We start from the raw sequence: 25,469 nt of genomic DNA on the forward strand, positions 1-25,469 counted from the left end.
TCCCCGGAGAGAAACGGTCACGCCAGAGCTGGTGAGCACCCCGGATTCGAGCCAGCCCAGGGGTCGCCGTCGTGGCGGTGGGCCACCGATGAAACTGTGACGCGCGCCGTTGCGGGCCCCGCAACACCCTCAGCCGCGAAGCAGCCGAAGCGAGTTGGCGACCACGAGCAGGGCGGCGCCCATGTCGGCGGCGATGGCTGCCCAGAGCGACGCCGCTCCGAGGAACGTGAGGGCGACGAAGATCGCCTTCACGGAGAGCGAGAAAGAGATGTTCTGGCGGATGACGCGCAGCGTCTGTCGGGAGTGCCGAACGAGCCAGGGGAGACGAGACAGGTCGTCCGACAACAGCGCGATATCGGCCGTTTCGATCGCGGCGTCGGAGCCCGCGCCGCCCATGGCGATGCCGAGGCTCGCACTGGCCAGGGCGGGTGCATCGTTGATCCCGTCGCCAACCATCGCAACACGCTGGTAGCGCTCGACGAGCCCCTGGATCGCCGCGACTTTCTCGTCGGGAAGGAGCTCGGCTCGGATCTCCGAAACCCCCGTTTCGCGGCCGATCGCCTTGGCGGTGCCGCGGTTGTCGCCGGTCAGCATCACGGTCGTCTCGATTCCTAGTCGCTGGAGCTCCCGGAGGGTCTCGCGGGCGTTCGACCGCACACCGTCAGCCACCGCGACGAGGCCGCAGACATGGGTCTCGTTGCCGACCACCACGGCGGTCTGACCCGCTTGCGACATGGCTTCGAGCCGCTCGTGAACGTCGGGAGTCTCCTGGCCGCGCTCCTCGAGGTAGCGATGCGAGCCGACCCAGAACGTACGCCCGCCGACGGTACCCGCGGCCCCCTTGCCTTCGAAGGCCTGGAAGTCCTCCGCGGGCGGTGCGGAGACGCCCTTCTCTGCGGCGTAGTCGCGAATAGCCGTGGCGAGCGGGTGTTCGCTCCGCGCTTCGAGCGCGACGAGGCGCTCGAGTAGCTCGCGCTCGTCGTGACCGGCGAGCGGCACGACCTCCAGCACCCGCGGCCTGCCGTGGGTGAGAGTTCCGGTCTTGTCGAAGGCGAAAGCGCGGATCCTGGCGGGTGCTTCGAGGAACGCCCCGCCCTTGACCAGCACGCCGTGACGCGCGGCGGCTGCCAGCCCCGCGACGACCGCGACGGGCGTCGAGACGACCAGCGCGCACGGACACCCAATAACGAGGAGCACGAGCGCCCGGTAGCCCCACTCGCCCCAACTCGCGCCCGCCAGGAGCGGCGGCAGCAGCGCGACGAGGAGGGCGGTCACGAACACGAATGGTGTGTAGATCGCGGCGAACCGATCGACCCAGCGCTCGGAAGGAGAACGCCGCGCCTGCGCCTCTTCGACCAAGCGCAGGATCTTGGCCAGCATCGTCGCTTCGGCCGCCGCCGTCGTCTCGACCTCGAGTGCCCCCGCGCCGTTGATGGTGCCCGCGAACACCTCGTCCCCCGGTTGCTTCTCGACCGGGCGGCTCTCGCCGGTGATCGGCGCCTGGTTCAGGGTCGAGCGCCCGGAGACTACTCGCCCGTCGAGCGGGATGCGCTCGCCCGGTCGGACGGCGACGCGCGCTCCGACCGGGATCTCCGAAGGGTGGACCTCGCGCTCGCCTTCTGGCGTCACGAGGCGAGCCGTAGGGGGCGCGAGATCGAGGAGCTTGGCGATGGCCCGACGCGCCCGTCCAATGCTCCAAGCCTCGAGCGCGAGCGAGAAGGCGAACAGGAAGGCGACCGTGGCCGCCTCGAACCACTCGCCGATCACGATGGCGCCGCAAACGGCGATCGTCATCAGCAGGTTCATGTCGGGCCGGAACCGCCGCAAGGCCAGCCATGCCTTGGGTGCCACCGTCACGAGCCCGGCCAGCACGGCGGCGGCGTAGACCAGTCGTGCGGCCAGCGGGACCGCGTGCCCGCCACCCATGCCCTCCCGCCCCAGCGCCGCGCCGAAGCCGCCGGCCAGGACGGCGTGAAGCAGGAAGCCGGCGATGGTCGCGGAGCCGGAGACGACGGTCGAGATGAGGCGCCGCTTCCGCAGGCGATCATTGCTGCCGTCGTCGCCTTCGGCTCGCCAGGGCTCGGCGGCGAGACCGGCTCTCGCGACCGCGTTGACGATCGCCGTGTCGGGCACGGACTTCACGTCTGCGGCGACGGTCATCCTGCCGCGCAGGAGATCGAAGCCGAGCTTCGCTTCGCCGCCAACTATAGGGCCGACTTCCCGGCGCAGCGTCGCGATCTCCTCGGCACAATCCATGCCGGCGACGCGGAACGCGCGCGCCTTCTCAGAGGCCATCCTCGTCCTCCTCCCCCGTTCGGATGCGAAGTACCCGCTCGACCCCGGAGACGAAGATCTTGCCATCTCCGGGGCGGCCGGTGCGCGCGGCCGATGCGATCGCGTCGACGATGGGTGCCACCATGGCGTCCGGCACGACGATCTCGAGCTTCGTCTTGCGGGCGAAGGAGTGACCGGCCTCCTGCACGGTCTCCCGCGCCCCCTCCGACCGGGAGCGACCCCAGCCGCGAACCTCGGAGAGAGTAAGACCCGGAATGTCGAGGGTTTCGAGGCGATGAAGGATCTCTTCGACCATGAACGTCTGCACGATTGCCTTGATCTCTTTCATCGCAACCTCCTAGATCTCGATTTCGGCGGCTCGGGCCGCGAAGAACCGGTAGAGCACCGGCAGGACGAAGAGGGTGAGCAGCGTCGACGTCACGAGACCGCCGATCACCACGGTGGCGAGAGGCCGCTGGACCTCGGCGCCGGCACTCGACGACACCGCCATCGGCAGGAAGCCGAGGCCGGCGACGAAGGGAGCGAGGACCATCGCCCTCATCTTCTCGGTGGCACCCCTGAGCAGGGCGTCCTCGAGCGTCATGCCCATCTGGCGGAGCTTCTCGACGTGGGAGACGAGGACGAGGCCGTTCATCGTCGCGACGCCGACGAGGGCGATGAAGCCGACGCCTGCCGAGATCGAGAACGGATAGCCCCGCAGGGCGAGCGCGACCACGCCCCCGGTCGCCGCGATCGGCACGTTGAGGAAGATGAGCGTGCCTAGTCGGGCCGAGCCGAAGGTGGTGTAGAGCAGCAGGAACACGATCAGGAGGGCGAGCGGCAGCAGCACCGCCAGCCGGGCCGAGGCCTCGCGGAGATTCTCGAATTGGCCGCCCCACTCGACGGTCCAGCCCGTCGGCAGCTTGACCCCGGCTTCGACAGCCCGCTGCGCGTCGGCCACGAACGTCGCGAGGTCTCGTCCCCGGACGTTGAGCTCGACGTTGATTCGGCGGCTGATGCGGTCGCGGCTGATCTGCGCCGGTCCGTCTTGGACGGTGACCGCTGCCAACTGGGAAAGAGGCAGGAGGCGCGGGGGTCCACCTGCCACCCCCGGTGCCGCGACCCGGAGATCCGCTATGCGTTCCAGACCGCGCCTTACGGACGGATCGAAGCGGACCTGGATATCGAAGCGCTTCTGGCCTTCGATCACCGTACCGACCGTCCGACCCCCGATCGCCTCGACCACCTCAAGCGCGTCGTCCGCGTTGACCCCGTATCGAGCGATGGCATCCCGGTCGATGCGCACTCGGAGCATGGGCAGGCCCTGTGTCTGCTCGGCCTTCACGTCCGCCGCACCAGGGACCCGCGAGAGGACGCGCACGATCTCGTCGGCCTTGGTCTTGAGGAGCGTGAGGTCGTCGCCGTACAGGTGAACGGCGACGTCGGAGCGGACGCCAGAGATGAGCTCGGAGACCCGAAGCTCGATCGGTTGCGAAAAGCTGTAGACCGCGCCTGGGACCTTCGCTCCCAGGGCCTCGTCGAGCGCGGCGACCAGAGACTCGCGGTCCGGGAAGCGCTCGTGGTCGCCCGGCTTCAGGACGATGTAGGTGTCGCTGACCTCGACGCCCATCGGATCGGTGGCGATTTCGGGGCGGCCGGTCCGGGAGACGATGGTCTTCACCTCCGGGAATTCTGCCCGGATCACCTTTTCGACCTCGGTGCTGATCCGGTTGGATTCCTCGAGCGAGATGCTGGGGAGGCGCCAGATCTGAAGGGCAATCGTGCCTTCGTCCAAGCGAGGAATGAACTCGCCGCCCAGGAACGGGGCAATCGCCACGGCCACAACCAAAACCGTCGCCGCGGTGGCGACCGTCCAGCCGCGGCGAGACAGGGCCCGAACGAGGGCGCCAGGGTAGACGGCATGCAGCCAGCTGAAGATGCGCGGCTCGTTTTCCGAGACCCTGCCGAGAAAGAACGACGAGAGCACTGGGACCAACGTCAGCGCGCAGGCCAGGGAGAACCCGAGCACGAAGATCAGCGCGGTCGCCATCGGACGGAACATCTTTCCCTCGATGCCGCGCAGAGCCAGGATCGGCAGGAAGACGATGGCGATGATCCCGACGGCGAAGACCACCGGGCGGGAGACCTCCTGGGCTGCCGCCCGTACCTTCTCGAGGAGGGACTCGGCCTCGTGGCGTCGCTCGTGGAGACGTCGGAGGACGTTCTCGATGAGGATCACCGAGCCGTCGACCACCAGCCCGAAGTCGATCGAGCCGAGGCTCATCAGGTTGGCGGAGATCCCGTACCAGCGCATCAGGATGAAGGCGCCCAGGAGCGACAGCGGGATGGAGATGGCGGCGATCAGGCCGGCACGGAAGCTCCCGAGAAGAACGAGGAGAACCAGCACGACGAGCAGGCCGCCCTCGGCGAGGTTCGTCGCGACGGTGCGGATGGTGCGGTGGACGAGCTCCGTACGATCGTAGAAGGTGTCGATCGTCACGCCCGCGGGAAGCGTCTTGCGTATCTCCTCGATCTTGGCCTTGACCCCCTCGGTGACGGCACGCGAGTTCTCGCCCATCAACATCATCACCACGCCCACAACCGCCTCGCCGCGCCCGTCGCGCGTCACTGCCCCCTGGCGGATCATCGGCGCGAACTCGAGCTTGGCCACGTCGCGCACGTAGACCGGCGTCCCACGCTCGTCGTGCGAGAGCACGACCTCTCCGAGGTCCTCGAGTCGCTCGACCAGCCCTTCGCCGCGGACGACGTACTGCTCCCCGCGGTGCTCGATGTAGCCGCCGCCGACGTTGCGATTGTTGGCGCCCAGGGCGCGGGAAACGTCGCCGACCGAGAGCCCGTAAGCGACGAGCCGGTCGGGGTCGAGCGTCACTTGGTAGGTCTTCAGCTCGCCGCCAAAGGAATTGACCTCGACCACGCCCGGGACCGAGCGGAGCTGATAGTTGACGACCCAGTCGAGCAGCGTGCGAAGCTCCATCGGCGTGTAGCAGTCGGGGCGATCCGGCGCCCCGGCGGCACACGCGGGCTCGCCCCGCACCTCGAACTGGTAGATCTCGCCGAGACCGGTCGAGATCGGCCCCATTTCCGGGGTGCCGTACCCCGCCGGAATCGCCTCCTGCGCCTCATTGAGGCGCTCGCCAACGAGCTGGCGGGCCCAGTAGATGTCGGAGTCCTCCTCGAAGACCACGGTCACCGCGGAAAGGCCGAACCGCGAGATCGAGCGAATCTCATGGACCTTCGGCAGGCCGCTCATCGCGGTTTCGACCGGGAAGGTGACGAACTTCTCGACCTCCTCGGGTGCGAGCCCGGGGCTGTTGGTGAGAACCTGGACCTGGACGTTCGTCACGTCCGGGACGGCATCGATGGGCAGGTCGGCGAGAGCGTGGATTCCACCCAGGCCGACCAGCAACCAGAGGACGATGACGAGAAAGCGATTGTCGAGCGAGATGTCGATGATTCGGCGAATCATGAGCGGGTCACTCCTCGCCCCCGAGGCTCTCTTTCGAAGCCTCGGACTTCAGGACGAACGTGCCCGAAACCGCCACGGACTCGCCGGCGGACAGCCCATCGAGAATTTCGACGAAGCCATCGCCCTTTCTCCCGGTGCGGACTTTTCGCGACTCAAACCTCCCGTCCCCGAGTGCGACGAAAGCGACGAAGTCGTCTCCCTCGCGTTGCAGGGCACTTTCGGGCACGGCCAACACGGACACGGACTCCGCCTTGCCGTCGGCGGCATGAGGGTCCGAGATCCGGACGCGGGCGAACATGCCGGGACGGAGCCTGCCGTCGGGATTCGGCACCTCGATGCGCGCGCGGGCCGTGCGGCTTTCGGTCTCGACGCGGCTCCCGAGGTAGACCAGCTTGCCCTCGAAGGCGACCCCCGGAAAGGCCTCGACGTGGAGCTCGACATCGTCCCCTAAGTGGACGCGCGCGAGGTCCCGCTCGAAGACGTCGATCCACACCCAGACCCGTGACAGGTCGGCGATCTGGAAGAGTGGCGCCTGAGGCTCGACCATCTCTCCCAGCGTGGCGTGACGCTCGACGATCGTGCCCGCGAAAGGCGCCCGGACCTCGTAGATCGAGGCTCGCGGCTGATCGTACCCGAGGGCCTGCACCTGGTCGTCCGAGAGTCCGAGAAGATGGAGGTGCTCTTCGGCGCCGCGCAGCGCGGCGTCGGCTTCGCGGGCCGCGGCCTGGGCGGACAGCATCTCCTGTTGCGAGGAGACGCGATCGGCGAACAGGCCCCGTTCACGCTCGAAGGTCTCCCGGGCCAGCTCCGCTCGCGCTCGTGCCTGGAGGTACTCGCCGATCGCCTCGCCGAGAGCGATCGAGTCGACGCGCGCGAGGACCTGCCCGGATCGCACGAAGTCGCCGGCCTCCGCGAGGGCGGCTTCGACGCGGCCACCCACCCGAGGGCTCACGTGCGCGAACAGCCGCTGGTCGAAGTCGACCGAGCCGGTGGTCTCGATCTGGGTGTGGAGGGGGCGGAGCTCGGCGGCACCGAGCGTGATGCCAGCGCTGACCAATGCTTCTGGTGCAAGGTGGATGATCCTCTTGGCGTCTCCGGAGGGGCTCTCCTTCACGGTGGTTTCGGCGTTAGGGACGGCGGCTCGGTCGCAAGCGCCGAGGCTCAGACCGAGAATCGCAAGGCAGGTAGATGCGGCGGTGCGAACGAGCCGGGTCATCGGGAGGTCTCCGGAGGCGTCGAAGAGGGCGAATTGGGGACCGGCGCGGGAATCTGCGTGTCTCCGGTGGCGAGATCCAGGGCGATTTTGGCGAGCCAGGCATCGGCGGTAGCCTCGATCAGCTCTCGCCGGCTGTCGACGAACTCGCGCCGGAACACCAGCACCTCGCTGGCGCGAAGCTTGCCGCTGGCGAAGGCCTTCTGGACCAGCGCGAGATTCTCGTCCAGGGTTCCGGCGACAGTCTCGCGGAAGACCGCGAGTGCGCGCGTCGTGGCCTGGTAGCGGCTGGCCGCTGTCGCCACCTCGGCGCGAAGGGCGACGGTGGCCAGCGCCAGCTGGGCCGCCGCGCCCTCCTGGCTCGCACGCGCAGCGGCGACGCCCCCCTGGTTACGGGCGAAGAGCGGGATGGTCACGCCGGCAAGGACGGTGGTGAGATCCTCTCGGTCCGCTTCGCGACCGGTCGCCACACCGAGCACCAGGTTCGGAGCGGCGAGCGACTGCTCGAGCCGCAGGCGAGCCGCGGCGGTCTCGATCTCGATCTTCAGCCCCGCCAGGTCTTGCCGCTGGTCCAGCGCCCGCGCCTCGAGGTCCTCGACAGGAGCCGCGCTGGGCCACGACTCGGGGAGGTCACCCTCCAGCTTCGGAAGCTCGGCGGGTGACAGTCCGATCCGCTCGGCCACTTTCGCCCGGGCGGCGATCGCGGCCGCGATGGCAAGCTCCACCTTCCGCTCGGCGCGCCCTTCCGCGGCCCGCGCGAGGTTCAAGTCGACGAGCGTCCCGGCGCCGGCGTCCAGCCGTCGCTGCTCGAACTCTGCGAGGTTGCGAGCAATGTCCTGCTCGAATCTCGCCAGCTTCTCGAGCTCGCGAGCCTGAAGGGCGACGACGAAGGCTTCGCCGACGCTCGCCGCGAGCTCCTGGCGCGCCCGCGAGACGCGCAGGCGAATGGCGTCGAGAGAACTGGACGCAGCGGCGATGCGCTTGCCGCGCTGGCCGGCGATTTCGAATTCCTGCGAGATCCCGAGCTCGCGATCATGAGTCTGCTCCTGACCATCGTCGCGTCGTGCTCGCGAGGCCTCGATGACAGGGTTGAAGGGATAGACGCGCGAACCCAGGAGCTCGGCCTCAGCTCGGCGGAGGTCCGCTGACTGGGACTGAACCTGCGGGCTGCGCTCGAACGCGAGCGCGATCGCCCGGTCGATGGTCAGGCCGGCCGCGGCAGGATCAACCGCCGCCGGCTGAGCCCGGGCATTCGGGCTCGCCAGAAGGCAACCGAGCAGAAGGCTGATTTCGAGCCGGCGCAGGCGCCGACGCGAAGGAGATGAGTAGGCCAAGTTGTGCTCTCCGATGACGGCCACGCGCGCGACCGAGGCGCGCTGTGGCCCATCCGGCATGGCACGAGGGTGCGGCGCGCAGCGCCGCGACCGGTCGAGCTCGACCCTCGCGCTTGCGGAACTACGGTCGGAGAGCTAGGTGCGAGGAGGGCGTTCGGGCGTGGCGTGCGTGAACGAAGCCGGCTCGGCGAACGCTGAGGGTGCTGCGATTCGAGCGGTCTGGACCTGCTGAAGGTTCCCTGCGGAGCTCAGCACGGCAGATGCCGAGGGGCAACAGTGGCAGAGGTGGAACGCTCCCGAGCAGCCATGCTCACGCCCTGGAGGCTGGTGACGGTCCGAGGTACCGTCGGCATGCGCCGTGTGGCCATGCGCGACGATATGCACCACGTTCTCGAGGGCTTCGCCCGCGCCCGGTAAGGCGACGAGAAGCGCCAAGGTGGCGGCGATGCGACGGAGCCAAATCACCGGCGGAGAGTATCGCAGCGGCCACGCCGTCCGCCAGCGAGGCAATGACTCTCGTTCGACTTTGGCGGTGGACCTATCGAAGCGCTCCCCAAGATTCCCGTACGCCCTCGCCGTCATCCGGCGGTGCGCCGGAAGGCAGAAAATGCTCGCGTTCGTTCGCGGCAAGGCAGCCCCGACAAGATCGACCTCGCGGTTCCGAAGAATAGAAGGTCAGAAGCATCGCCGCGATGCATCGAGACACAATAAATCCCTTGATTTAGGTGGTTTAGATGCTGGTAGCGCATACGGGATTCGAACCCGTGTTACCGGCGTGAGAGGCCAGCGTCCTAGTCCACTAGACGAATGCGCCAGACGCCCCGAAGGGCCGGGGAACTATAGCAGGACCGCGCGTGGCGGCCAAGAGTCAGGCGCCGTTCTGGCGGAAGGACAGGCGGACGCCGTCCGGGTCGTGCGTCTGGAAGACCGTCGAGCCGTCGCGTTCGCGGATCAGACCGCCGGGGATGTTGCGTTCACGGAACGAGATCTCCTCGTAAGCCTTCTCGACCGAGGCGACGACGAAGGAGAGGGCGAGCTTCTGCTCCGGCCCCTCGTAGTCGAACGCCTCGTCGCGTCCGTCGAGGCGAGCGCCGTGACCGCGGCCGAGCACCTCGATCGCTCCCGCACCCGCCTGATAGAGCGCGCCACGGCTGTCCTCGCGATCCCAGCTCTGGAGGCGGGGGAACGCCAGGACCTCGCCGTAGAAGCGGCAGGTGCGCTCGAAGTCGCGGGCGCGCACCACCACGCGGAATTGCCGGATCTCCATGCCGTCTCTCCTGCGGACCTCGCGTGATTCCGATCGACGCCGAGCATCCTACACCTCGCGGCGGCGACGCCAGATCGCGCGACGCCCTAATGCTATCCTCCGCGGACGTGACCGCGCTCCGCTCTCGCGCGCTTTTCGTCGTCGCCTCTCTCTTCGCGGCGGCCGGCGTCCTTGCCCAGGAGGCCCCGCCCGAGCCCCCCACCACCCCTCCGGCGGCCCTCACCGGCCGCGGCACCGGCGAGTTGGTGGTCGAACAGCAGAGTCGCCCGCTCGACTGGGCGATGACCACCGCCGGTCCGCTCGTCGCGTTGACGCCGGTCGTGGCCCGCCTCGGTGGACAGCTCGAGCCGGCGGCCCTCGGTGAGGGCTACGGCCTCCTTCTCGGCGAGTCGAAGACCCTGTTGGCCCCGGGGAGCCCCTCGCTGACCATCGGTGACGAGATCCTCGCCCTGTCGCAGGCGCCGGTGGTCGTCGACGGCGAGCTCTTCGTGCCGATCGACCTGCTGCAGCGCACCTTCGGCGCCGTGCTCGGCATCGGCTTCGAATGGAAAGACGGCGGCAGCCTGCGGGTCAATCGGCCACAGGCGCGCGACCTGCCCCTCGCGGTCGACCTGGTCAATCTCCAGGGGATCAGCACCCTCGTCCTGCGCTTTCCCGAGCCGCCGCGCTATCGCGTCCGGGTTCGGCAAGGTGGCGTCGACGTCGAGCTCCTCGGCGACCGGGTGATCGCGCCGGCGCGCAAGGAGTGGGGCGACGATCCGCTGGTGCGCGAGATCGGCATCGCCAGCGATCGGATCCGCATCGAGCTCGCGCCCGGCTGCCGTGCCGACCACTACGAGCTCCGCGAGCCGTTCCGGCTGGTCTTCGACATCGTGCACCAGGACGAGGCGGTGCCCGGCGCACCGGCAGCGGGTGGCGCGACGGCACCGCGCCGGCGGGAGCTGCGGACCATCGTGCTCGACCCCGGCCACGGCGGTTCGGAGACCGGGGCGATCGGACCGGCGGGAACGGCCGAGAAGGAGCTGACGCTGCAGATCGCCCAGGAGCTCCAGGGGCGGCTCGCGCAGCGGCTCGGGACCAAGGTGCTGCTCACCCGGACCGAGGACGTCGATCTCGGGCTCGACGACCGTGCGGCCTTGGCCAACCAGAACAAGGCCGACCTCTTCGTCTCGATCCATCTCAACTCCTCGCCACGGGGTGGGGCGCGGGGAGCTGAGACCTACTTGCTGAGCCTCAAGGCGAGCGACCAGCGGGCGGCGAGCACGGCGGAGGTGGAGAACCTGGCCGCGCCGACGCCGGGAGCCGAAGGGCTCGATCCCGGCCTGCAGCTCATCCTCTGGGACCTCGCCCAGAGCCAGCATCTCGCGGCGAGCCAGCGCCTCGCCGCGGTTATCCAGGAAGAGCTCAACACGGAGCTCCAGCTCACCGACCGTGGGGTCAAGCAGGCGCCCTTCCGAGTGCTCATGGGAGCGGCGATGCCGGCGGTGCTCGTCGAGCTCGGCTTCATCTCGACGCGCGAGGAGGAGGAGAAGCTCCGCACGCCGGCCTACCGCGCCGCGCTCGCCGAGGCGTTGGTCCGCGCCATCTCGCGATTCAAGGCGGAGACGGAAGGGAGCGCCGAGCCGGCCGTTCCGGCGTCGCCCGCCGCGGTCGTGGGGGCGCCGTGAGCCGGCGCTTCGTGGCGATCCTCGTCGGTGCGCTGCTCGGCGCCCTGGCGGTCGGCGTCGGCTACTTCCTGCTGAACCGGCGAGGAGGGTTCCCCGTCCCCACCCCTCCGGCCGAAGCGGCTGCCGTACCGCACGACGTGCCGTCGGCTCCAGCCGCCGACGTCCCTTGGGAGGTCAAGCTCTACTTCCCTTCCGAGAACGCCTTGCTGGTGCCCGAGCCGCGTGAGCTCATGGCCGGAGGGTCGCCATCGGAGGCGGCGGGCCGCCTGGTGCGCGCGCTGCTCGACGGCCCGACGCGCTCGGGCCTGGTGCGGGCCTTTCCCGCCGAGGTGACCTTGGGACGCGCTCTCGTGCTGCCAGACGGCACGGCCTACATCGACCTGCGCGGTGCCGATGGGGCCCCGCCGCCGGCGACCGGCTCGGAGATGGAGATGCTGAGCGTCTTCGCGCTCGTCGACAGCGTCGTGTGGAACCTGCCGGAGGCCGAACGGGTCGTGCTCCTCTGGAACGGCGAACAGCGGCCATCGCTCTCGGGGCACGTCAACACCGGCTCACCGCTGGTCGCCAACCGCCAACTGCTGACCTCGCCGCCCTGAGCGCGGCGCTCGTCGTGATGCAGCCGATCGGCGTGTTCGACTCCGGAGTCGGCGGGTTGACGGTGGTTTCGGCGCTGCGCCGCCACCTGCCCGACGAGACCGTGCTCTATCTCGGCGACACCGCGCGCCTTCCCTACGGAACGAAGTCCGCCGCGACGGTGGCGCGCTACACGCAGCGCAACGTCGACCTGCTGGTGGAGCGCGGCGTCAAGGCGGTGGTGGTGGCCTGCAACACGGCGTCGGCGCTCGCCCTGCCGGAGCTTGCCAGCCCGGTGCCGGTCTGGGGGGTGATCGAACCTGGCGCCGCGCGTGCCGCCGCGGCGAGCGCGGGCCGCGTCGGCGTCATCGCCACCGAGTCGACGATCCGCTCGGATGCCTACGGTGAGGCGCTGCGCCGGCGCCGACCGGAGCTCGAGGTGGTGGGTCAGGCTTGTCCGCTCTTCGTTCCGCTGGTCGAGGAGGGGTGGCTCGAAGACCCGGTGACTCATCTGGTCGCCGAGCGCTACCTCGCCCCACTGCTCGCCCGGAAGATCGACACGCTGGTGCTCGGCTGCACGCACTACCCGCTGCTCGCGCCGGTATTGCGCCGCCTGCTCGGCGACGGCGTGAAGCTGGTCGACTCGGGCGAAGCGGTGGCGAGCGAGCTCGCCGCGGAGCTTGCCGGGCGCGGCCTGTTGGCCGGCGCCAGGAGCGGGGAGGATCACTTCCTGATCACCGACGCCGCCGAGCGTTTCGGTCGCCTTGCCGAACGCATCCTCGGGAGCGCGGTGTCGCTCGAGCTCGTCGAGCTGGTCTGACCGGGATCGAGGCCGGCCGCACCCGCGGCGAGGTCGCGACCTTGCGCCGCGGCGTCGGCGCGGACCGAGCGCCATCGGCCGAGGCGGATAGGATGCCCGCCATGAGCTCCTTCCCCAACGCCCTCCGCCGTCGCGACGAACGTCCCGCCGACGCCCTCCGCCCCGTCCGCTTCGAGAGCGGTGTCCTCAAGCATGCCGAAGGCTCCGTCCTGATCGAGGCGGGCGACACCCGCGTGCTCGTCGCCGCCACGGTGGAGAACCGTGTGCCGTCGTTTCTCGCCGGAAAAGGGCAGGGATGGGTGACGGCCGAGTACGCGATGCTGCCGCGCGCGACCTCGACGCGCTCGCAGCGGGAGGTCCAGGCCGGGCGGCCGTCCGGACGCAGCTCGGAGATCCAGCGACTGGTCGGTCGCAGCCTGCGTTCGGTCATCGACCTCGGCAAGCTCGGCGAGCGTTCGGTGATCGTCGACTGCGACGTCTTGCAGGCGGATGCGGGGACGCGCTGCGCGGCGATCACCGGCGGCTACGTGGCGCTGGTGCAGGCGCTCGCCAAGCTCTTCCTCGCCGGCGACCTGGCGCAGTGGCCGGTCACGGCAACGGTGGCCGCCGTCTCGGTGGGGATCTGCGACGGTGTTCCGCTGCTCGATCTCGACTACGACGAAGACCAGCGTGCGGACGTCGACATGAACGTCGTGGCGACGGCGGAGCGTGAGCTCATCGAGATCCAGGGCACGGCGGAACGCCGCCGCTTCTCCCGCGCCGAGCTCGACGCGCTCCTCGACCTGGCCTTCGCCGGGATCGAGCGACTGGCGGCGCTGCAGAGCCAGGAGGTGGCGGCGATGCTCGCCGAAGTCGAAGCGCTGCGACAGCGGGGCCGGCGCCGGAGCGCACCGGCGCGCGACGAACGCGATCTGTGGCGCGGACAGCCGGCCGGGTAGCCGGGTCCGGAAGAACGCGGGACGACGAAGCCGGGTCGCGTGGCTCGGCCGAAAGGGCGCGGACCGGCCGGCGGTTGCCGGGCCGATCCGCGGCGGTGCTCAGAGGACCGTGCCCTTGACCGGGATCTCGAAGATCGGCTTCTTCTCGCTCGTGGTGTAGACCTTGACCACCCCGGAGACGGCGCCCTTGGCCATCTCGGGCTTGAGCAGCAGGCGCACCTGGAAGCGGTGTCCCGGTTGGGTGACCTGTACCGAGGTCTCGATCCCGGCCAGCGTCGACTCGACCTTCTGAATCTCAATCGCCGCTTCGTCGAAGTTGACCAGGGTGATGCTCACCCGCTTGGCTTCGGTCAGCTCGACCGAACCGAAGTCGACGACCGGAGGGGTGGCCGCAAGAAGCGGGCGGACGAACCCGGAGATCGGGATGGTGATCTCGGGCTGCTTCGGGTGGTTCGTCCGGACGACCATCGACTCGGTCAGGGCGCCGACGGCAGCGTCGGGGAGGATCTTCGTCTCGACGATCCACTGCTTCCCCGGGACCTCCGCCTTGCGCTCGGCCTCGGCCGCCTCGTGGAAGCTCGCCGTGACGAAGGGATAGGGCGAGGTGACGCCGAGAACCTTGAAGTCGGCAAGATCGCTCGACCAGATCTGCTGCTTGATCGTCCCGGCGGGAAGCCCTTGGACGTAGATGAACCGTGCGTAACCGGGCTGAGCGAAGACGTGGGACTTCACGTCGGCCTGGAGCGTGAGCTGGAAGCGCGGGTTGGCCGGGTCGTTGGTGAGCACGGTGATGCTCTTGGCGATCGGGCCGAGAAAGCTCGTCGTGTCGACTTCCGCGTGCACCTTGCCGGAGGCGCCGGGGGCGATCGTCTTGTCGAAGCTCGCCACCGTGCAGCCGCACGACGGCACGACCTCGAGGATCTGCAACTCGGCGTCGCCCTCGTTCTGGATCACGAAGTCGAAGCTGACCTTCTCGCCCTTGCCGATGCTGCCGGCGTCGTGGACCGATTCGGCGACGGAGGCGCGCGGTTGGGGCTGGGGCTTGGCGGCGGGCTCCTGAGCGACGAGAAGCGTCGCCGCGAACAGCCCCAGGAGCTGTGTCAAAATGGCAGTTCGAGTCGAATTCGTCATCGCGCCCTCTCCATGCACATCCACCTGATCGCAATCGGCGGCACCGGCATGGCGCCGCTCGCCTGTCTCCTGCAAAGTCAGGGCCACCGGGTGACCGGGTCGGATGGCCCCCTCTATCCTCCCATGAGCACGCTGCTCGGCGAGGCGGGCATCGAGCCGCTCGTCGGATTCGACCCGGCCCACCTCGAGCCACGTCCCGGCCTCGTCGTCGTCGGCAACGCCGTGCGGCGCGACAACGTCGAGGCGGTCCGGGCCGAGGAGCTCGCCCTGCCGCGGCTGTCGATGCCGGAGGCGATGGCGCGCTTCTTCCTCGCCGATCGCCGTCCGCTGGTCGTCGCCGGGACGCACGGCAAGACGACGACGACGGCGATGGCCGCGTGGGCCTACGCGGCCTGTGGGCGTGCCCCGGGCTATCTCATCGGCGGCCTGCCGCTCGATCTGCCGGGGAGCTTCGCTCACGGTGCCGGCGAACGCTTCGTCATCGAGGGCGACGAGTACAACGCCGCTTACTTCGACCGCGGGGCGAAGTTCCTGCACTACCGGCCGGAGACCGTGCTGCTGACCAGCCTCGAGCACGACCATGCCGATCTCTACCCCGACTTCGCCAGCCTCCGCGCCGCCTTCTCCCGCCTGATCGCGCTGCTGCCGCCGAGCGGACGCCTCGTGGCGTGCGGCGACTCCGCGGCGGTGCGCGAGCTCGCGGGCGAGGCGCGTTGCCCGGTGACCTTCTACGGCCTGACGCCGGGCAACGAGGTGGGCCTCGCCGCGCCGCCGGAGTTCGGCGACGCGGGGCTTCGCCTCCAGGTCGCCGATCGCCAGGCCGGGACGGTGGAGGTGACGCTGCCGATCTGGGGGCGCCACAACGCGACGAACGCTCTCGGGGTGTGGGCGGCGGCACGCGCCGACGGGATCAGCGCGCCGGAGCTCGCCGCGGCGTTCGGGCGCTTTCACGGCGTGAAGCGACGCCAGGAGGTGGTCGGCGAGGTCGGCGGGATCGTCGTGGTCGACGACTTCGCCCATCATCCGACCGCCGTGGGCTGCACGCTGGAAGCCCTGCGTGAGCGCTTCCCGGGCCGCCGCCTGGTGGCGATGTTCGAGCCGCGCAGCCTCACCGCGGGCCGGGCGATGTTGCGAGAGGCCTACTTCGAGGCCTTCTGTCGGGCCGACGAAACGCTCTTCGCGCCGCTCTTCCACCGGGATCGACTCGCTCCCGACGAGCGACTCGATCTGCCAGGGCTCGTCGCCGACCTGGTCGCGAGTGGGCATCCGGCGAGGGCCTGCGAGAGTTTCGACCAGCTGCTCGAGGCGGCGCTTGCCGGAGCCCGGGCGGGCGACGTGCTGGTGACGATGTCGTCGGGCAGCTTCGGCCAACTGCCGCGGCGCCTCCTCGCCGGCCTGGAAGAGCGTCGGGATCAAGTTGTCCACCCCTGAGGCCTTTGCTACCATGCGACCGACATTCCGCAGCGAGAGCAGGTGATGGCGAACCCGACCTATCCCGGAAACTCCTCGCTCGCCCCCGAGATCCAGCAGCGCGTCGAAGGCACCTTCCGCCAGACGCTCGATCTCGCCGGCAAGGGCAGCCTCAAGGAGGCTCTCCTCGGCTGCGACTTCGTCCTCCGGCTCGACCCGGATTTCGCTCCGGCTCGCCAGCTCGCCGACCGACTGGCGACGGCGACCGGTCCCGTTGACGTCTCGTCGTTCCTGGCGCCGGCCCCCGCGGAGCGAGAGTGGGGGGCCGAGGACGATCTGGATCTCCCCGAGCTGCCGCTGCTTCCGGAATTCGGCATGGATGCCGCCGAGCTCAAGAGCCAGCTGACGAGCCTGGTGGGGCAGCGTCGCTTCGACGATGCGCTGCGGCTGGCCGAATCCGAGGCGCTCGCGGTGCAGGGAGATCCGGAGCTGCGCCGGCTCGCCGAGCAGGCGCAGAGCGGGGCCGAGGCGGAGCCGTACATCCGGCCATTCCTCGACTCGGCTCGGCGAGCGGCGATCGGCGGGCGAGCGGAAGAGGCCGAGGGGTTCCTGCGCAAGGTCGCAGCGCTCGACCCGACCCATCCCGAGATCGAGGAGATCCGGCGCCTGGCGCGGCCGGCTGCCGGGGCGGTTGCCGGCGCACCGGGCGTGGAGCCGGGGGCGTTCAGCCTGGGCGGTCTTGCGCTCGACGACGAGCCGTTCGGGCCCGGCTCGCGCGATGCCGGCGGCGGGAGCGACCGCCGGATCGACGAGCTGATGCACGAGGGGCAGGCGGCCTTCGACCGTGGCGAGTATCAGGTGGCCATCGACGCCTGGTCGCGGATCTTCCTGATCGACATCGACCACCGCGAGGCGGCGCAACAGATCGAAGTGGCGCGACGGCTCAAGGCGGAACGCGAGCGGGAGGCCGAGGAGGTCTTCCACGACGCGGCCGCGCGTTTCGAGGCGGGAGACCGTGCGGGAGCGCGCGCCGGATTCGAGCGTGTGCTCGAGCTCGCGCCGAGCTACTTCGCGGCTCGTGAGTACCTCGATCGCCTCGGGGCGGTGACGGCTGCCGAGCTCGGACCGGCGGTCGGTTCGCCTCCGCCGGCGCCGTCCCGGCCCGCGCCGGGAGGCGAGGAAGAGCCGCGTGGCCGGGCCGAGCTGAAGCAGGAGGTCTTTGTCCCTCCGGATCCCGGTGAAGAGATGAAGCGCGCGGCGCCGGTCGGCTCCCGGGTGGCGGTCACCGCCCGCCGCGGAGCGAGCAGCGGAAGCCGGATGTTCGTCCTGGTGGGTGGAGCGGTGCTCGTGGCGGTCCTCGTCGGGGCCTGGTTCCTCTGGACGAGCCGCGAGCGCCTCTTCCCGAACTCGACGCCGACACCGACGCCGGTGGCCGCGGTGGTGGATCCGATCGCCCGGGCGCGGGCGCTTCATGCCGAAGGAAAGACGACCCTGGCCATCGCGCAGCTTCGCCGTCTGCCGCCCGACAGTCCGGTGCAGGCGGAGGCCCGAACGCTGATCTCCCAGTGGGAGTCGGCGGAGGACGGCAAGAAGCCGCCGGGAGACGGTCCGGCGCCCGAGATCCTCGCCAAGCGAGACGGGCTGGTCAGTGCCGCCCGCGCCGCCTTCGCCGAGGGCGAGAACGTCCGCGCCGTGATGCTCTTCGACCAGGCCTCGGCGCTCGCCGCGCTCGAAGCGGAGCCGGCAGCGCTGGCCGTGCAGGCCCGCGAGCGCGCGGCGCCACTGGCCGCGGAGATGGACCTGTTCCGGCGTGGCGAGTGGGAGTTCATGCTGAACAACCTCTGGCGCAAGCGAGAGGCCGATCCGCGCAATCGGGACGTGCAGCGGCTGATGGTCGACGCCTATTACAACCTCGGGGTGCGCGACCTGCAGCGCGGCGACGCCAACGCCGCGGCGGAGAAGTTCCGCGAAGCACTGAACATCGACGCGCGCGACCGCGAGATCCAGCGCCTCGCCCTCTTCACCAAGTCCTACCAGGAGCGGGGCGAGGATCTCCTGTTCCGTATCTTCGTCAAGTACCTGCCCGCGCGATGAATCACACTCCCTCCTCGCCGGACGAGCCGAGTCTCTTCGATCTGCCGCTGCAATCGGCCGACGAGACGACCGAGGAGACTGGGGTCGAGGAGCTCCAGCGGCCTTCCCGTCGCGGCACCCGCCGCGGGGCGACGCGGGAGACCCTGCCGCTGTTCCAGGCCGAGAGCGTGGCGCCGGAGAGCCGTCCGACCGTGCCGTTTCCTCTCGAGCGCCTGCCCCAGGCCCCGCCGGCCGAGCCGGCCGACTGGCCCCGCCTGGCTCGGGGGGCGCGAGACCGGTCCGCCGAGGAGCAGGAGGCGACGGAGGCGAGCCTGGACGGTCACGTCGCGACGGTCGCATCCCGTTTCAAGGCCGCGACCGCCGACGGAATGCTGCTGGTCGCCGTTCTCGCGCTGCTGCCGATCGGTGCGATGCGCCTGGGGGCGGCGGTGCGCTGGAGCGACTGGCCGGCCTACCTGGCCTTCGTCGCGGCGTTCTCGTTCCTCTACAGCGTGATCTCGCTCGCCTTCTGGGGACAGACGCCGGGGATGGTCTGGGCCGGGATCGTCGCGCGCAGCGAGGATGCCGAGCCGCTCGCCTTCGGCCAGACGGCGCGTCGCTGGCTCGGCAGTCTCCTCACCCTGGCTCTCGCCGGATTGCCGGGCCTGCTCGCGCTGGGCGGGCGTTCCCTCGCCGATCGACTCTCGGGGTCGCTCACCCTGCCGGTCGATTCCGCGGCGAGCTGAGTCGGGCCCGCTCCCGCGCTCGCCGTGCGAGGAGCCGGGTCGTGGGACCCCGGTTTCGGCGTCGTTTCAGTCTTCGTCGCCGTCGCGCGACCAGATCGACCAAGCCATCCAGAGATTGCCGGCGGCCGTCGTCGCGGCGAGCACGAGCAGGGGGCTCCCGGCAGGCCAGAGGGCGATTGCGCCACCGAGCTGGTAGATCACCCCGGTGGTGCGCATCGGCGCGAAGGCCAGGCCGCCGAGCACAAAGAACGAGTGTCCCAACAGCAGCAGCCAGAGGCCGGGAAGCAGCGCCGCCGCCTCGTGCCAGACGAGCGCGGCGGAGAGCAGCACCGCGGTCAGCGAGAGGTTGCCCTGAACGCGCAGCGCCCAGGAGGCAAGGGGTGTTGCCGAGCCGACGGCGCGGGTGCGGGAGAGCGCCGCGAGCTCGAGCGCGCCGCCGACGAGCACGGCGACCGACCAGAGCAGCAGGACGCCGGACTCGGCGCCACGGCGATCGGCCGCCGGCGTGGCGAGGCTGGCGGCTGGCAGGACGAGGCCCCAGACGAGCCAGGAGAGCGGCGTGCGGAGGAAGGGGCGGCTGGCGGCACGAAACTCCCGCCGCGCCCGTTCGAGGTCGCCGCGGTCCGCCTCTTCGGCGGCGTCGGGAGACGGCGGCGAGAAGATCGGGTCGTAGGCGGACGAGGGTCTCGGCTCCATGAGGGGAGCTTACGCGCTCGGCAGGAGAGCGGGCGAAACCGGCGGTCGCACGATGGCGACCGCCGGGTCAGGTCAACGCTTGGTGGCGAGCGCCCGCTGCGCGCGAACGCGAGCATAGGAGCGATCGCGTCGCTCGACCGAGGCGTCGTCGCGCACGCGGATCGCGCGGGCGGCGGCAAGCTCCCGGTCGACGGCCGCCAGGTCGATCGCCTCGGGCTCTCGGGCACTCTCCGTGAGGATGGTCAGCTTCTCGCCGGCCATCTGGGCGAAACCGCCGTCGACGAACAGGCGGCGGTGGTCGCTCGCGCCCGATTCGACCCGCAACACGCCGGTCCCGAGCTTGGCGACCAGCGGCGCGCGGTGGGGCAGGATGCCCATCTCGCCGTCGAAAGCCGGGAAGGAGACGTAGGTCGCCCGGCAGGAGAGCACCACCCGCTCCGGGGTGACGACGTCGAGTTGAAAAGTATCGCCGCTGGCCATGACGGGGTTACTCCTGGGCCATCTTCTCGGCCTTGGCCGCAGCCTCCTCGATCGCGCCCACGTACATGAACGCCTGGTCCGGCAGATGGTCCCACTTGCCGTCGCAGAGCTCCTCGAAGGAGCGGATCGTTTCGGTGCGGGGGCAGTAGTTGCCCGCGAAGCCGGTGAACTGCTCGGCGACGAAGAACGGCTGGGAGAGGAAGCGCTCGATCTTGCGGGCGCGCCGCACGACCAGCTTGTCGTCCTCCGACAGCTCGTCGACACCGAGAATGGCGATGATGTCCTGCAGATCCTTGTAGCGTTGCAGGATCACCTGCACCCGCCGGGCCACGGCGTAATGACGCTCGCCGACGAACTCGGGCGACAGCAGGCGGCTCGAGGAGGCGAGCGGGTCGACCGCCGGGTAGATGCCCTTCTCGGAGATCGAGCGCTCGAGGTTCACCGTCGAGTCGAGGTGGGTGAAGGCGTTGGCCGGCGCGGGGTCGGTGTAGTCGTCGGCCGGCACGTAGATCGCCTGGATCGACGTCACGGCGCCGCGATTCGTCGAGGTGATCCGTTCCTGCAACTCGCCCATCTCGGTCGAGAGCGTCGGCTGGTAGCCCACCGCCGACGGCATGCGGCCGAGCAGCGCCGACACCTCGGAGCCCGCCTGGGTGAAGCGGAAGATGTTGTCGATGAAGAGAAGCGTGTCGGCACCGGTCTGGTCGCGGAAGTGCTCGGCCATGGTCAGCGCCGAGAGCGCGACGCGCAGGCGAGCGCCCGGCGGCTCGTTCATCTGGCCGAAGACCATCACCGTCTGGTCGATGACCGACTTGCCGGTGTCGCCGATCTTGGCTTCCTGCATCTCGAGCCAGAGGTCGTTGCCCTCGCGGGTCCGCTCGCCGACGCCGGCGAAGCACGAGTAGCCGGAGTGGAAGCGGGCGAGACGCGCGATGAGCTCTTGGATGATGACCGTCTTGCCGACGCCGGCGCCGCCGAAGAGGCCGGCCTTGCCGCCGCGCACCAGCGGGCAGAGCAGGTCGATCACCTTGATGCCGGTCTCGAAGATCTCGGTCTTGGTCGAGAGGTCGGCGAGCTCGGGGGGGAACTGGTGGATGGCGCGCCGCGCCTTGACGTCGACCGGACCGCGGTCGTCGATCGGCTCACCGACCAGGTTGAAGACCCGGCCGAGCGTCTCGAGACCGACGGGGACCGTCACCGCGCTCCCGGTGTCGACGATGTCCTGGCCGCGTCGCAGACCGTCGGTCGAGCCGAGGGCCACGGCGCGCACCTTGCCGCCGCCGAGGTGCTGGGCGACCTCGCACCAGAGGATCTCGCGCGTCGTCTGGCCGAGCACGCTGCGCTCGACCTCGACGCGCAGGGCGTTGTAGATCGACGGCAGCCGCGCCTCGTCGAAGTGGGCGTCGAGGGTGGAGCCGATGATCTGGGTGATCTTGCCGATGTTGGCCTGTTCCATGTCCGGTCTCTCGTTTCAAGCCAGGGCGTTGGAGCCGCCGATGATGTCGAGCAGCTCCATGGTGATGTGGGTCTGCCGGGCGCGGTTGTACTGGCGCGTGAGGCTGCGAATCATCTCCTCGGCGGCGTCGGTGGCGGCCTTCATCGCCACCATCCGTGCGCTCTGCTCGGAGACGGAAGCGTCGAGGAACGCCTGGTAGAGGCGGACCTTGACGGTGGTCGGCAGCATGTCGTCGAGCAGCGACTTGGCGTCGGGGTGGAACTCGAGCTCGCCCCGCCGGGGAGCGGCGGGCGCCCCGCCGGTCGTCGCCGCGGGGGTGGCGACCAGCGGCAGGAGCTGCACCACCTCCGGCCGCTGCAGCCCGGCCGAGAAGAAGCGCATGTAGACGACGCGGACGGCGGAGATCTCGCCGGCGCGGAAGCGCTCCATCAGCTCCCGGGCCACCAGCTCGACCTGCTCGAAGCGCGGCGAATCGCTGATCTCGATGTTCTGGGACGCCATCTCCCGCCGGGTGAAACGGAAGAAGGCGATGCCCTTCTTGCCGAAGGCGTGGAGCTCGGTGCGAGCCGCCGGCGTCTGGCGCAGCGCCTCGCTGGCCGTCCGCAGCAGGTTGCCGTTGTAGCCCCCGCAGAGCCCGCGGTTGCTGGTCAGCACCAGCAGTGCCTCGGGAGCGTGCGGATTGGCGGCGGCGAGCAGCGGATGCGACAGCTCGCCCGCACCGCCCAGGTCGGCGACGAGCTCGGCGAGCTTGTCGACGAACGGCCGGGAGGCGACGGCGCGGGTGAAGGCCGCCTGGAAGCGGGCGGTCGCCACCAGCTGCATCGTGCGGGTGATCTTGCGGATGTTCTGCGCCGAACGGCGGCGCTTGACCAGGACGCGGCGATTGGCCATGACCTCGTTCCTCGGCGGCGGGCCGCCGCCTCAGCCCTCCTGGCTCCGCTGCCAGTGCTGCTTGAACTCGCTGATGACCTTCTTCAGACGGTCGGCGGACTCGCCGGCGAGGTCGCCGGTGCGGGCCATCGTCTCGAGGATCTCGGGATGCTCGTCGCGCACGTGGGCGAGCAGCGCAGCCTCGAACGCGGCCACCTTCGGCAGCGGCAGATCGTCGAGCACGCCCTGCGTGCCGGCGTAGATCGAGACCACCTGCTCCCACACGCCGAGCGGCTTGTACTGCGGCTGCTTGAGCAGCTCGACCATGCGCCGGCCGCGGTCGAGCTGCCGCTGGGTCGCGGCGTCGACGTCGGTGCCGAGCTGGGCGAAGGCCTCGAGCGAGCGGAAGGCGGCGAGGTCGAGTCGCAAGCTGCCGGCGATCCGCTTCATCGCCTTGCGCTGGGCGTTGCCGCCGACGCGCGACACCGAGATACCGACGTTGACCGCCGGGCGGACACCGGCAAAGAAGAGGTCGGGCTCGAGGTAGATCTGGCCGTCGGTGATCGAAATCACGTTCGTCGGAATGTAGGAGGAGACCTCACCCTCGAGCGTCTCGATGATCGGCAGCGCGGTCATCGAGCCGCCGGAGTCCGGGAACTTGTGGACCCGGTACTTGTCCTTCTCCGGCAGCGAGGCGAGCCACGCTGCGGCGCGATCCTTGCCGTGCGGGCGGTGGAACAGGCCGCGCTCGTCGTCCGGGCGGTGCTCGGCCGGCGCGGCGAGGCCCTGCGGGTGCTTGAGGATGGCCTTGCGATCGCGGGCGTCGGCCGGCGCGTCCTTGGCCACCACGGCGTACTCGTCGCGCAGCTTGACCGAGCGCTCGAGCAGGCGCGAGTGCAGGTAGAAGACGTCGCCCGGATAGGCCTCACGGCCCGGCGGCCGGCGCAGCAGCAGCGAGAGCTGACGGTAGGCCGCCGCCTGCTTCGAGAGGTCGTCGTAGACGCAGAGGGTCGCCCGGCCCTCCTGGTACATGAAGTACTCGGCCATCGCGGCGCCGGCGTAGGGAGCGATGTACTGCAGCGGCGCCGGATCGGAAGCGCCGGCGGAGACGACGATGGTGTAGTCCATCGCCCCGTGCTCGCGCAGCTTCTCGACCAGGGAAACGACCGTCGACTCCTTCTGGCCGACGGCGACGTAGACGCAGACGACGTCGCCGCCCTTCTGGCTCAGGATGGCGTCGATGGCGATGGCGGTCTTGCCGGTCTTGCGGTCGCCGATGATCAGCTCGCGCTGGCCGCGACCGATCGGGATCATCGAGTCGATCGCCTTGATGCCGGTCTGCAACGGCTCGTTGACCGGCTGGCGCTCGGCGATGCCCGGGGCCTTCCACTCGAGCGGCCGCCGGAACGGCGTCTCGATGACGCCGAGGCCGTCGAGCGGGCGCCCGAGCGGGTCGACGACACGACCGATCAGCTTCTCGCCGCAGGGCACGGAGACGAGCTCGCCGGTGCGGCGCACCTCGTCGCCCTCCTTGATGCCGAGGTAGTCGCCGAGAATGACGACGCCCACCGAGCTCTCCTCCAGGTTGAACACCTGGCCGGCGGCGCCGTTGGAGAACTGGAGCAACTCGCTCGACATCGCGTTGCCGAGGCCGTAGACCCGGGCGATGCCGTCGCCCACCTCGAGCACCTTGCCGACCTCGCCGAGATCGACCTGGCTGCGGTACTGCTTGATTTCCTCGGAGAGGACGGAAGAGATCTCGTCGACCCTGATTCGCATCGTCGTCAAAGCTCCTTCGCAGGTTCCCGGGGTCGGTCCCGTCAGCCCTGCTCGATGAAAAGGTGCATGTCGCGGTGGATCTCTTCCGATCCGCGCTGGCGCAGCCGGGCGCCGATGCGCGCCAGGTCGGCGCGCACGCTGCCGTCGATCTTGAGGTCCCCGGCCCGGGCGACGAGGCCGCCGAGCAGTGCCGGGTCGATGAGCTCCTTGAGCTCGACGCGCTTGCCGAGCCGCTCGGCGGCTCCCTCGGCGATGCGCGCTCGCAGCTCGGAGGTGAGCGGGACGGCGGTCGTGACCTCGACCTCGACGATCCCTTCCCGCCGCCGGTGGGCGTCGCGGAAGGCGCGGGCGAAGTCGCCGAGCAGCGAGAGCCGGTCGCGGCGCCGCAGAACCTGCAGCGTGTCGACCAGCAGGTCGCTCAAGCGGCCGCGAAAGAGCTTCTCGACGAGCTCGCTGCGCGAGGCGGCGTCGACCAGCGGGCTCGCCAGGACGTTGGCCAGCTCCGGCTGGGAGTCGACGAAGGCAGCGAGCTCCTCGAGCTCGGCGAGCATCTCGGCCGAGCGGCCCGCCGGTCCGGTGATGGCGAGCAACGCCTCGGCGTAGATCCGCGCGAGTGCGTCGTGACGATGGTCGGTGGCGCTCATCGGCCGGCGCCCGCCGTCAGTTCTGTCCGCCCGCGCGGACGCGGTCGAGCGCTTCGCGGATCAGCCGCTCGTGGTCCTCGGGGCGGATCTCGCGCTGCAGGATCTTGGTGGCGAGCTCGGTGGCGAGCCGGGCGCTGGTGTCGTAGATCTGCTTGACCGCCGTGTCGCTGGCGATCCCGATCTCGCGCTTGGCGCGCTCGATCAGCCGCTGACCCTCGGCGCGCCCGTCCGCCTCGAGCGTGCGCTTGAGCGCCTCGGCGTCGCGCCGTGCCTCGTCGACGATCGCCGTGGCCTCGTCACGCGCCGTGGCGAGCTTCTGCTCGTACTCCTTGAGCCGAGCTTCGGCGGCTTCGCGATCGCGCTTGGCCGACTCGAGCGACTCGCGGATGAAGCTCTCGCGTGCCTGCAGGCCGGAGAGCAGCGGGCCCCAGGCGTACTTGCCGAGCACCAGGACCACCAGGCCGAAGATGACCAGGGTCCAGAGCGCGTTGCCGATGTCGCCCGAGAACGGGCCGCCACCCCCGCCTTCGCCCTCGTTGGCGAGGAGCGGGGCGGCGAGCACGCAGGAAAGGGCACAGCCGAGGAGGAACTTGAGTCGCATGCGTCGGGTC

The 25,469-nt window shown here is 70.1% G+C and carries 21 protein-coding genes and 1 tRNA gene; 7 read left to right on the forward strand and 15 right to left on the reverse strand.

Translation table 11 applies throughout. The features are described 5' to 3' along the window. Window positions 1-129 precede the first annotated feature (129 nt). From cadA to IPJ17_04745, 7 genes are all read right to left on the reverse strand, one after another. Window positions 130-2,295, reverse strand: coding sequence for a cadmium-translocating P-type ATPase (gene cadA, locus IPJ17_04715; GenBank protein ID QQR74893.1), 2,166 nt, complete (start codon window positions 2,293-2,295; stop codon window positions 130-132). Next, window positions 2,285-2,623 carry a P-II family nitrogen regulator gene (locus tag IPJ17_04720; protein QQR74894.1) on the reverse strand — a complete coding sequence of 113 codons (339 nt, stop codon included), beginning with the start codon at window positions 2,621-2,623 and terminating at the stop codon, window positions 2,285-2,287. The genes cadA and IPJ17_04720 overlap by 11 nt, the downstream gene beginning before the upstream one ends. A 9-nt stretch (window positions 2,624-2,632) precedes the next feature. Further along, window positions 2,633-5,761 (reverse strand): efflux RND transporter permease subunit, encoded by a 3,129-nt coding sequence (locus IPJ17_04725; protein QQR74895.1) that lies wholly within the window; start codon window positions 5,759-5,761, stop codon window positions 2,633-2,635. A gap of 7 nt (window positions 5,762-5,768) precedes the next feature. Next, entirely contained in the window at window positions 5,769-6,977 is a 1,209-nt protein-coding gene (locus IPJ17_04730) for an efflux RND transporter periplasmic adaptor subunit (GenBank protein ID QQR74896.1), read from the reverse strand. Beyond that, window positions 6,974-8,308: a TolC family protein gene (locus IPJ17_04735; protein QQR74897.1), complete on the reverse strand. Its 1,335-nt coding sequence runs from the start codon at window positions 8,306-8,308 to the stop codon at window positions 6,974-6,976. Before IPJ17_04735 ends, IPJ17_04730 begins: the two co-directional genes overlap by 4 nt. 738 nt (window positions 8,309-9,046) lie before the next feature. Next, a tRNA-Glu gene (locus IPJ17_04740) sits at window positions 9,047-9,122 on the reverse strand. A 54-nt stretch (window positions 9,123-9,176) separates the two neighbouring features. After that, window positions 9,177-9,575 carry a VOC family protein gene (locus tag IPJ17_04745; GenBank protein QQR74898.1) on the reverse strand — a complete coding sequence of 133 codons (399 nt, stop codon included), beginning with the start codon at window positions 9,573-9,575 and terminating at the stop codon, window positions 9,177-9,179. A gap of 107 nt (window positions 9,576-9,682) precedes the next feature. Here IPJ17_04745 and IPJ17_04750 point away from each other — a divergent pair, with 107 nt between their 5' ends. From IPJ17_04750 to rph, 4 genes are all read left to right on the forward strand, one after another. Beyond that, a complete protein-coding gene (locus IPJ17_04750) occupies window positions 9,683-11,242 on the forward strand; it encodes an N-acetylmuramoyl-L-alanine amidase (protein QQR74899.1) in 1,560 nt (519 codons plus the stop codon). Then, the gene (locus IPJ17_04755) at window positions 11,239-11,838 is read left to right on the forward strand and encodes a GerMN domain-containing protein (protein ID QQR74900.1); all 600 of its coding nucleotides are present in this window, start codon (window positions 11,239-11,241) and stop codon (window positions 11,836-11,838) included. The genes IPJ17_04750 and IPJ17_04755 overlap by 4 nt, the downstream gene beginning before the upstream one ends. A 17-nt stretch (window positions 11,839-11,855) precedes the next feature. Then, a complete protein-coding gene (locus tag IPJ17_04760) occupies window positions 11,856-12,635 on the forward strand; it encodes a glutamate racemase (protein QQR76087.1) in 780 nt (259 codons plus the stop codon). A gap of 101 nt (window positions 12,636-12,736) precedes the next feature. Continuing rightward, window positions 12,737-13,573 carry a ribonuclease PH gene (rph, locus tag IPJ17_04765; GenBank protein ID QQR74901.1) on the forward strand — a complete coding sequence of 279 codons (837 nt, stop codon included), beginning with the start codon at window positions 12,737-12,739 and terminating at the stop codon, window positions 13,571-13,573. 99 nt (window positions 13,574-13,672) lie between these two features. On the opposite strand, the gene IPJ17_04770 is transcribed toward rph, so the two are convergent. Continuing rightward, window positions 13,673-14,704: a DUF1573 domain-containing protein gene (locus tag IPJ17_04770; GenBank protein ID QQR74902.1), complete on the reverse strand. Its 1,032-nt coding sequence runs from the start codon at window positions 14,702-14,704 to the stop codon at window positions 13,673-13,675. Between the two features lie 12 nt (window positions 14,705-14,716). On the opposite strand from IPJ17_04770, the gene IPJ17_04775 reads away from it, so the two are divergent. Genes IPJ17_04775 through IPJ17_04785 form a run of 3 tightly spaced genes read left to right on the forward strand, consistent with a single transcriptional unit; the run spans window position 14,717 to window position 18,933 of the window. Continuing rightward, entirely contained in the window at window positions 14,717-16,135 is a 1,419-nt protein-coding gene (locus IPJ17_04775) for a hypothetical protein (GenBank protein ID QQR74903.1), read from the forward strand. Window positions 16,136-16,180: 45 nt separating this feature from the next. Then, window positions 16,181-18,208 (forward strand): hypothetical protein, encoded by a 2,028-nt coding sequence (locus IPJ17_04780; protein ID QQR74904.1) that lies wholly within the window; start codon window positions 16,181-16,183, stop codon window positions 18,206-18,208. After that, window positions 18,205-18,933 carry an RDD family protein gene (locus tag IPJ17_04785; protein ID QQR74905.1) on the forward strand — a complete coding sequence of 243 codons (729 nt, stop codon included), beginning with the start codon at window positions 18,205-18,207 and terminating at the stop codon, window positions 18,931-18,933. Before IPJ17_04780 ends, IPJ17_04785 begins: the two co-directional genes overlap by 4 nt. 66 nt (window positions 18,934-18,999) lie before the next feature. Here the strand turns inward: IPJ17_04785 and IPJ17_04790 are convergent, their stop codons facing one another. From IPJ17_04790 to atpF, 7 genes are all read right to left on the reverse strand, one after another. After that, window positions 19,000-19,629 (reverse strand): hypothetical protein, encoded by a 630-nt coding sequence (locus IPJ17_04790; GenBank protein ID QQR74906.1) that lies wholly within the window; start codon window positions 19,627-19,629, stop codon window positions 19,000-19,002. A gap of 72 nt (window positions 19,630-19,701) precedes the next feature. Continuing rightward, window positions 19,702-20,109, reverse strand: a complete 408-nt coding sequence (gene atpC, locus IPJ17_04795; protein QQR74907.1) for an ATP synthase F1 subunit epsilon — start codon at window positions 20,107-20,109, stop codon at window positions 19,702-19,704. Window positions 20,110-20,116: 7 nt separating this feature from the next. Further along, the gene (gene atpD / locus IPJ17_04800) at window positions 20,117-21,565 is read right to left on the reverse strand and encodes a F0F1 ATP synthase subunit beta (protein QQR74908.1); all 1,449 of its coding nucleotides are present in this window, start codon (window positions 21,563-21,565) and stop codon (window positions 20,117-20,119) included. 15 nt (window positions 21,566-21,580) lie between these two features. Continuing rightward, window positions 21,581-22,456: an ATP synthase F1 subunit gamma gene (gene atpG, locus IPJ17_04805; protein QQR74909.1), complete on the reverse strand. Its 876-nt coding sequence runs from the start codon at window positions 22,454-22,456 to the stop codon at window positions 21,581-21,583. 30 nt (window positions 22,457-22,486) lie between these two features. Then, window positions 22,487-24,214, reverse strand: a complete 1,728-nt coding sequence (locus IPJ17_04810) for a F0F1 ATP synthase subunit alpha (GenBank protein QQR74910.1) — start codon at window positions 24,212-24,214, stop codon at window positions 22,487-22,489. Window positions 24,215-24,255: 41 nt separating this feature from the next. After that, window positions 24,256-24,858, reverse strand: coding sequence for an ATP synthase F1 subunit delta (gene atpH, locus IPJ17_04815; GenBank protein ID QQR74911.1), 603 nt, complete (start codon window positions 24,856-24,858; stop codon window positions 24,256-24,258). Between the two features lie 16 nt (window positions 24,859-24,874). Further along, complete coding sequence (gene atpF / locus IPJ17_04820; protein QQR74912.1) at window positions 24,875-25,459, reverse strand: F0F1 ATP synthase subunit B; 585 nt, start codon at window positions 25,457-25,459, stop codon at window positions 24,875-24,877. Between the last annotated feature and the right edge of the window lie 10 nt (window positions 25,460-25,469).

It is taken from the genome of Holophagales bacterium (assembly GCA_016699405.1).
GTDB lineage: Bacteria > Acidobacteriota > Thermoanaerobaculia > Multivoradales > JAGPDF01 > JAAYLR01.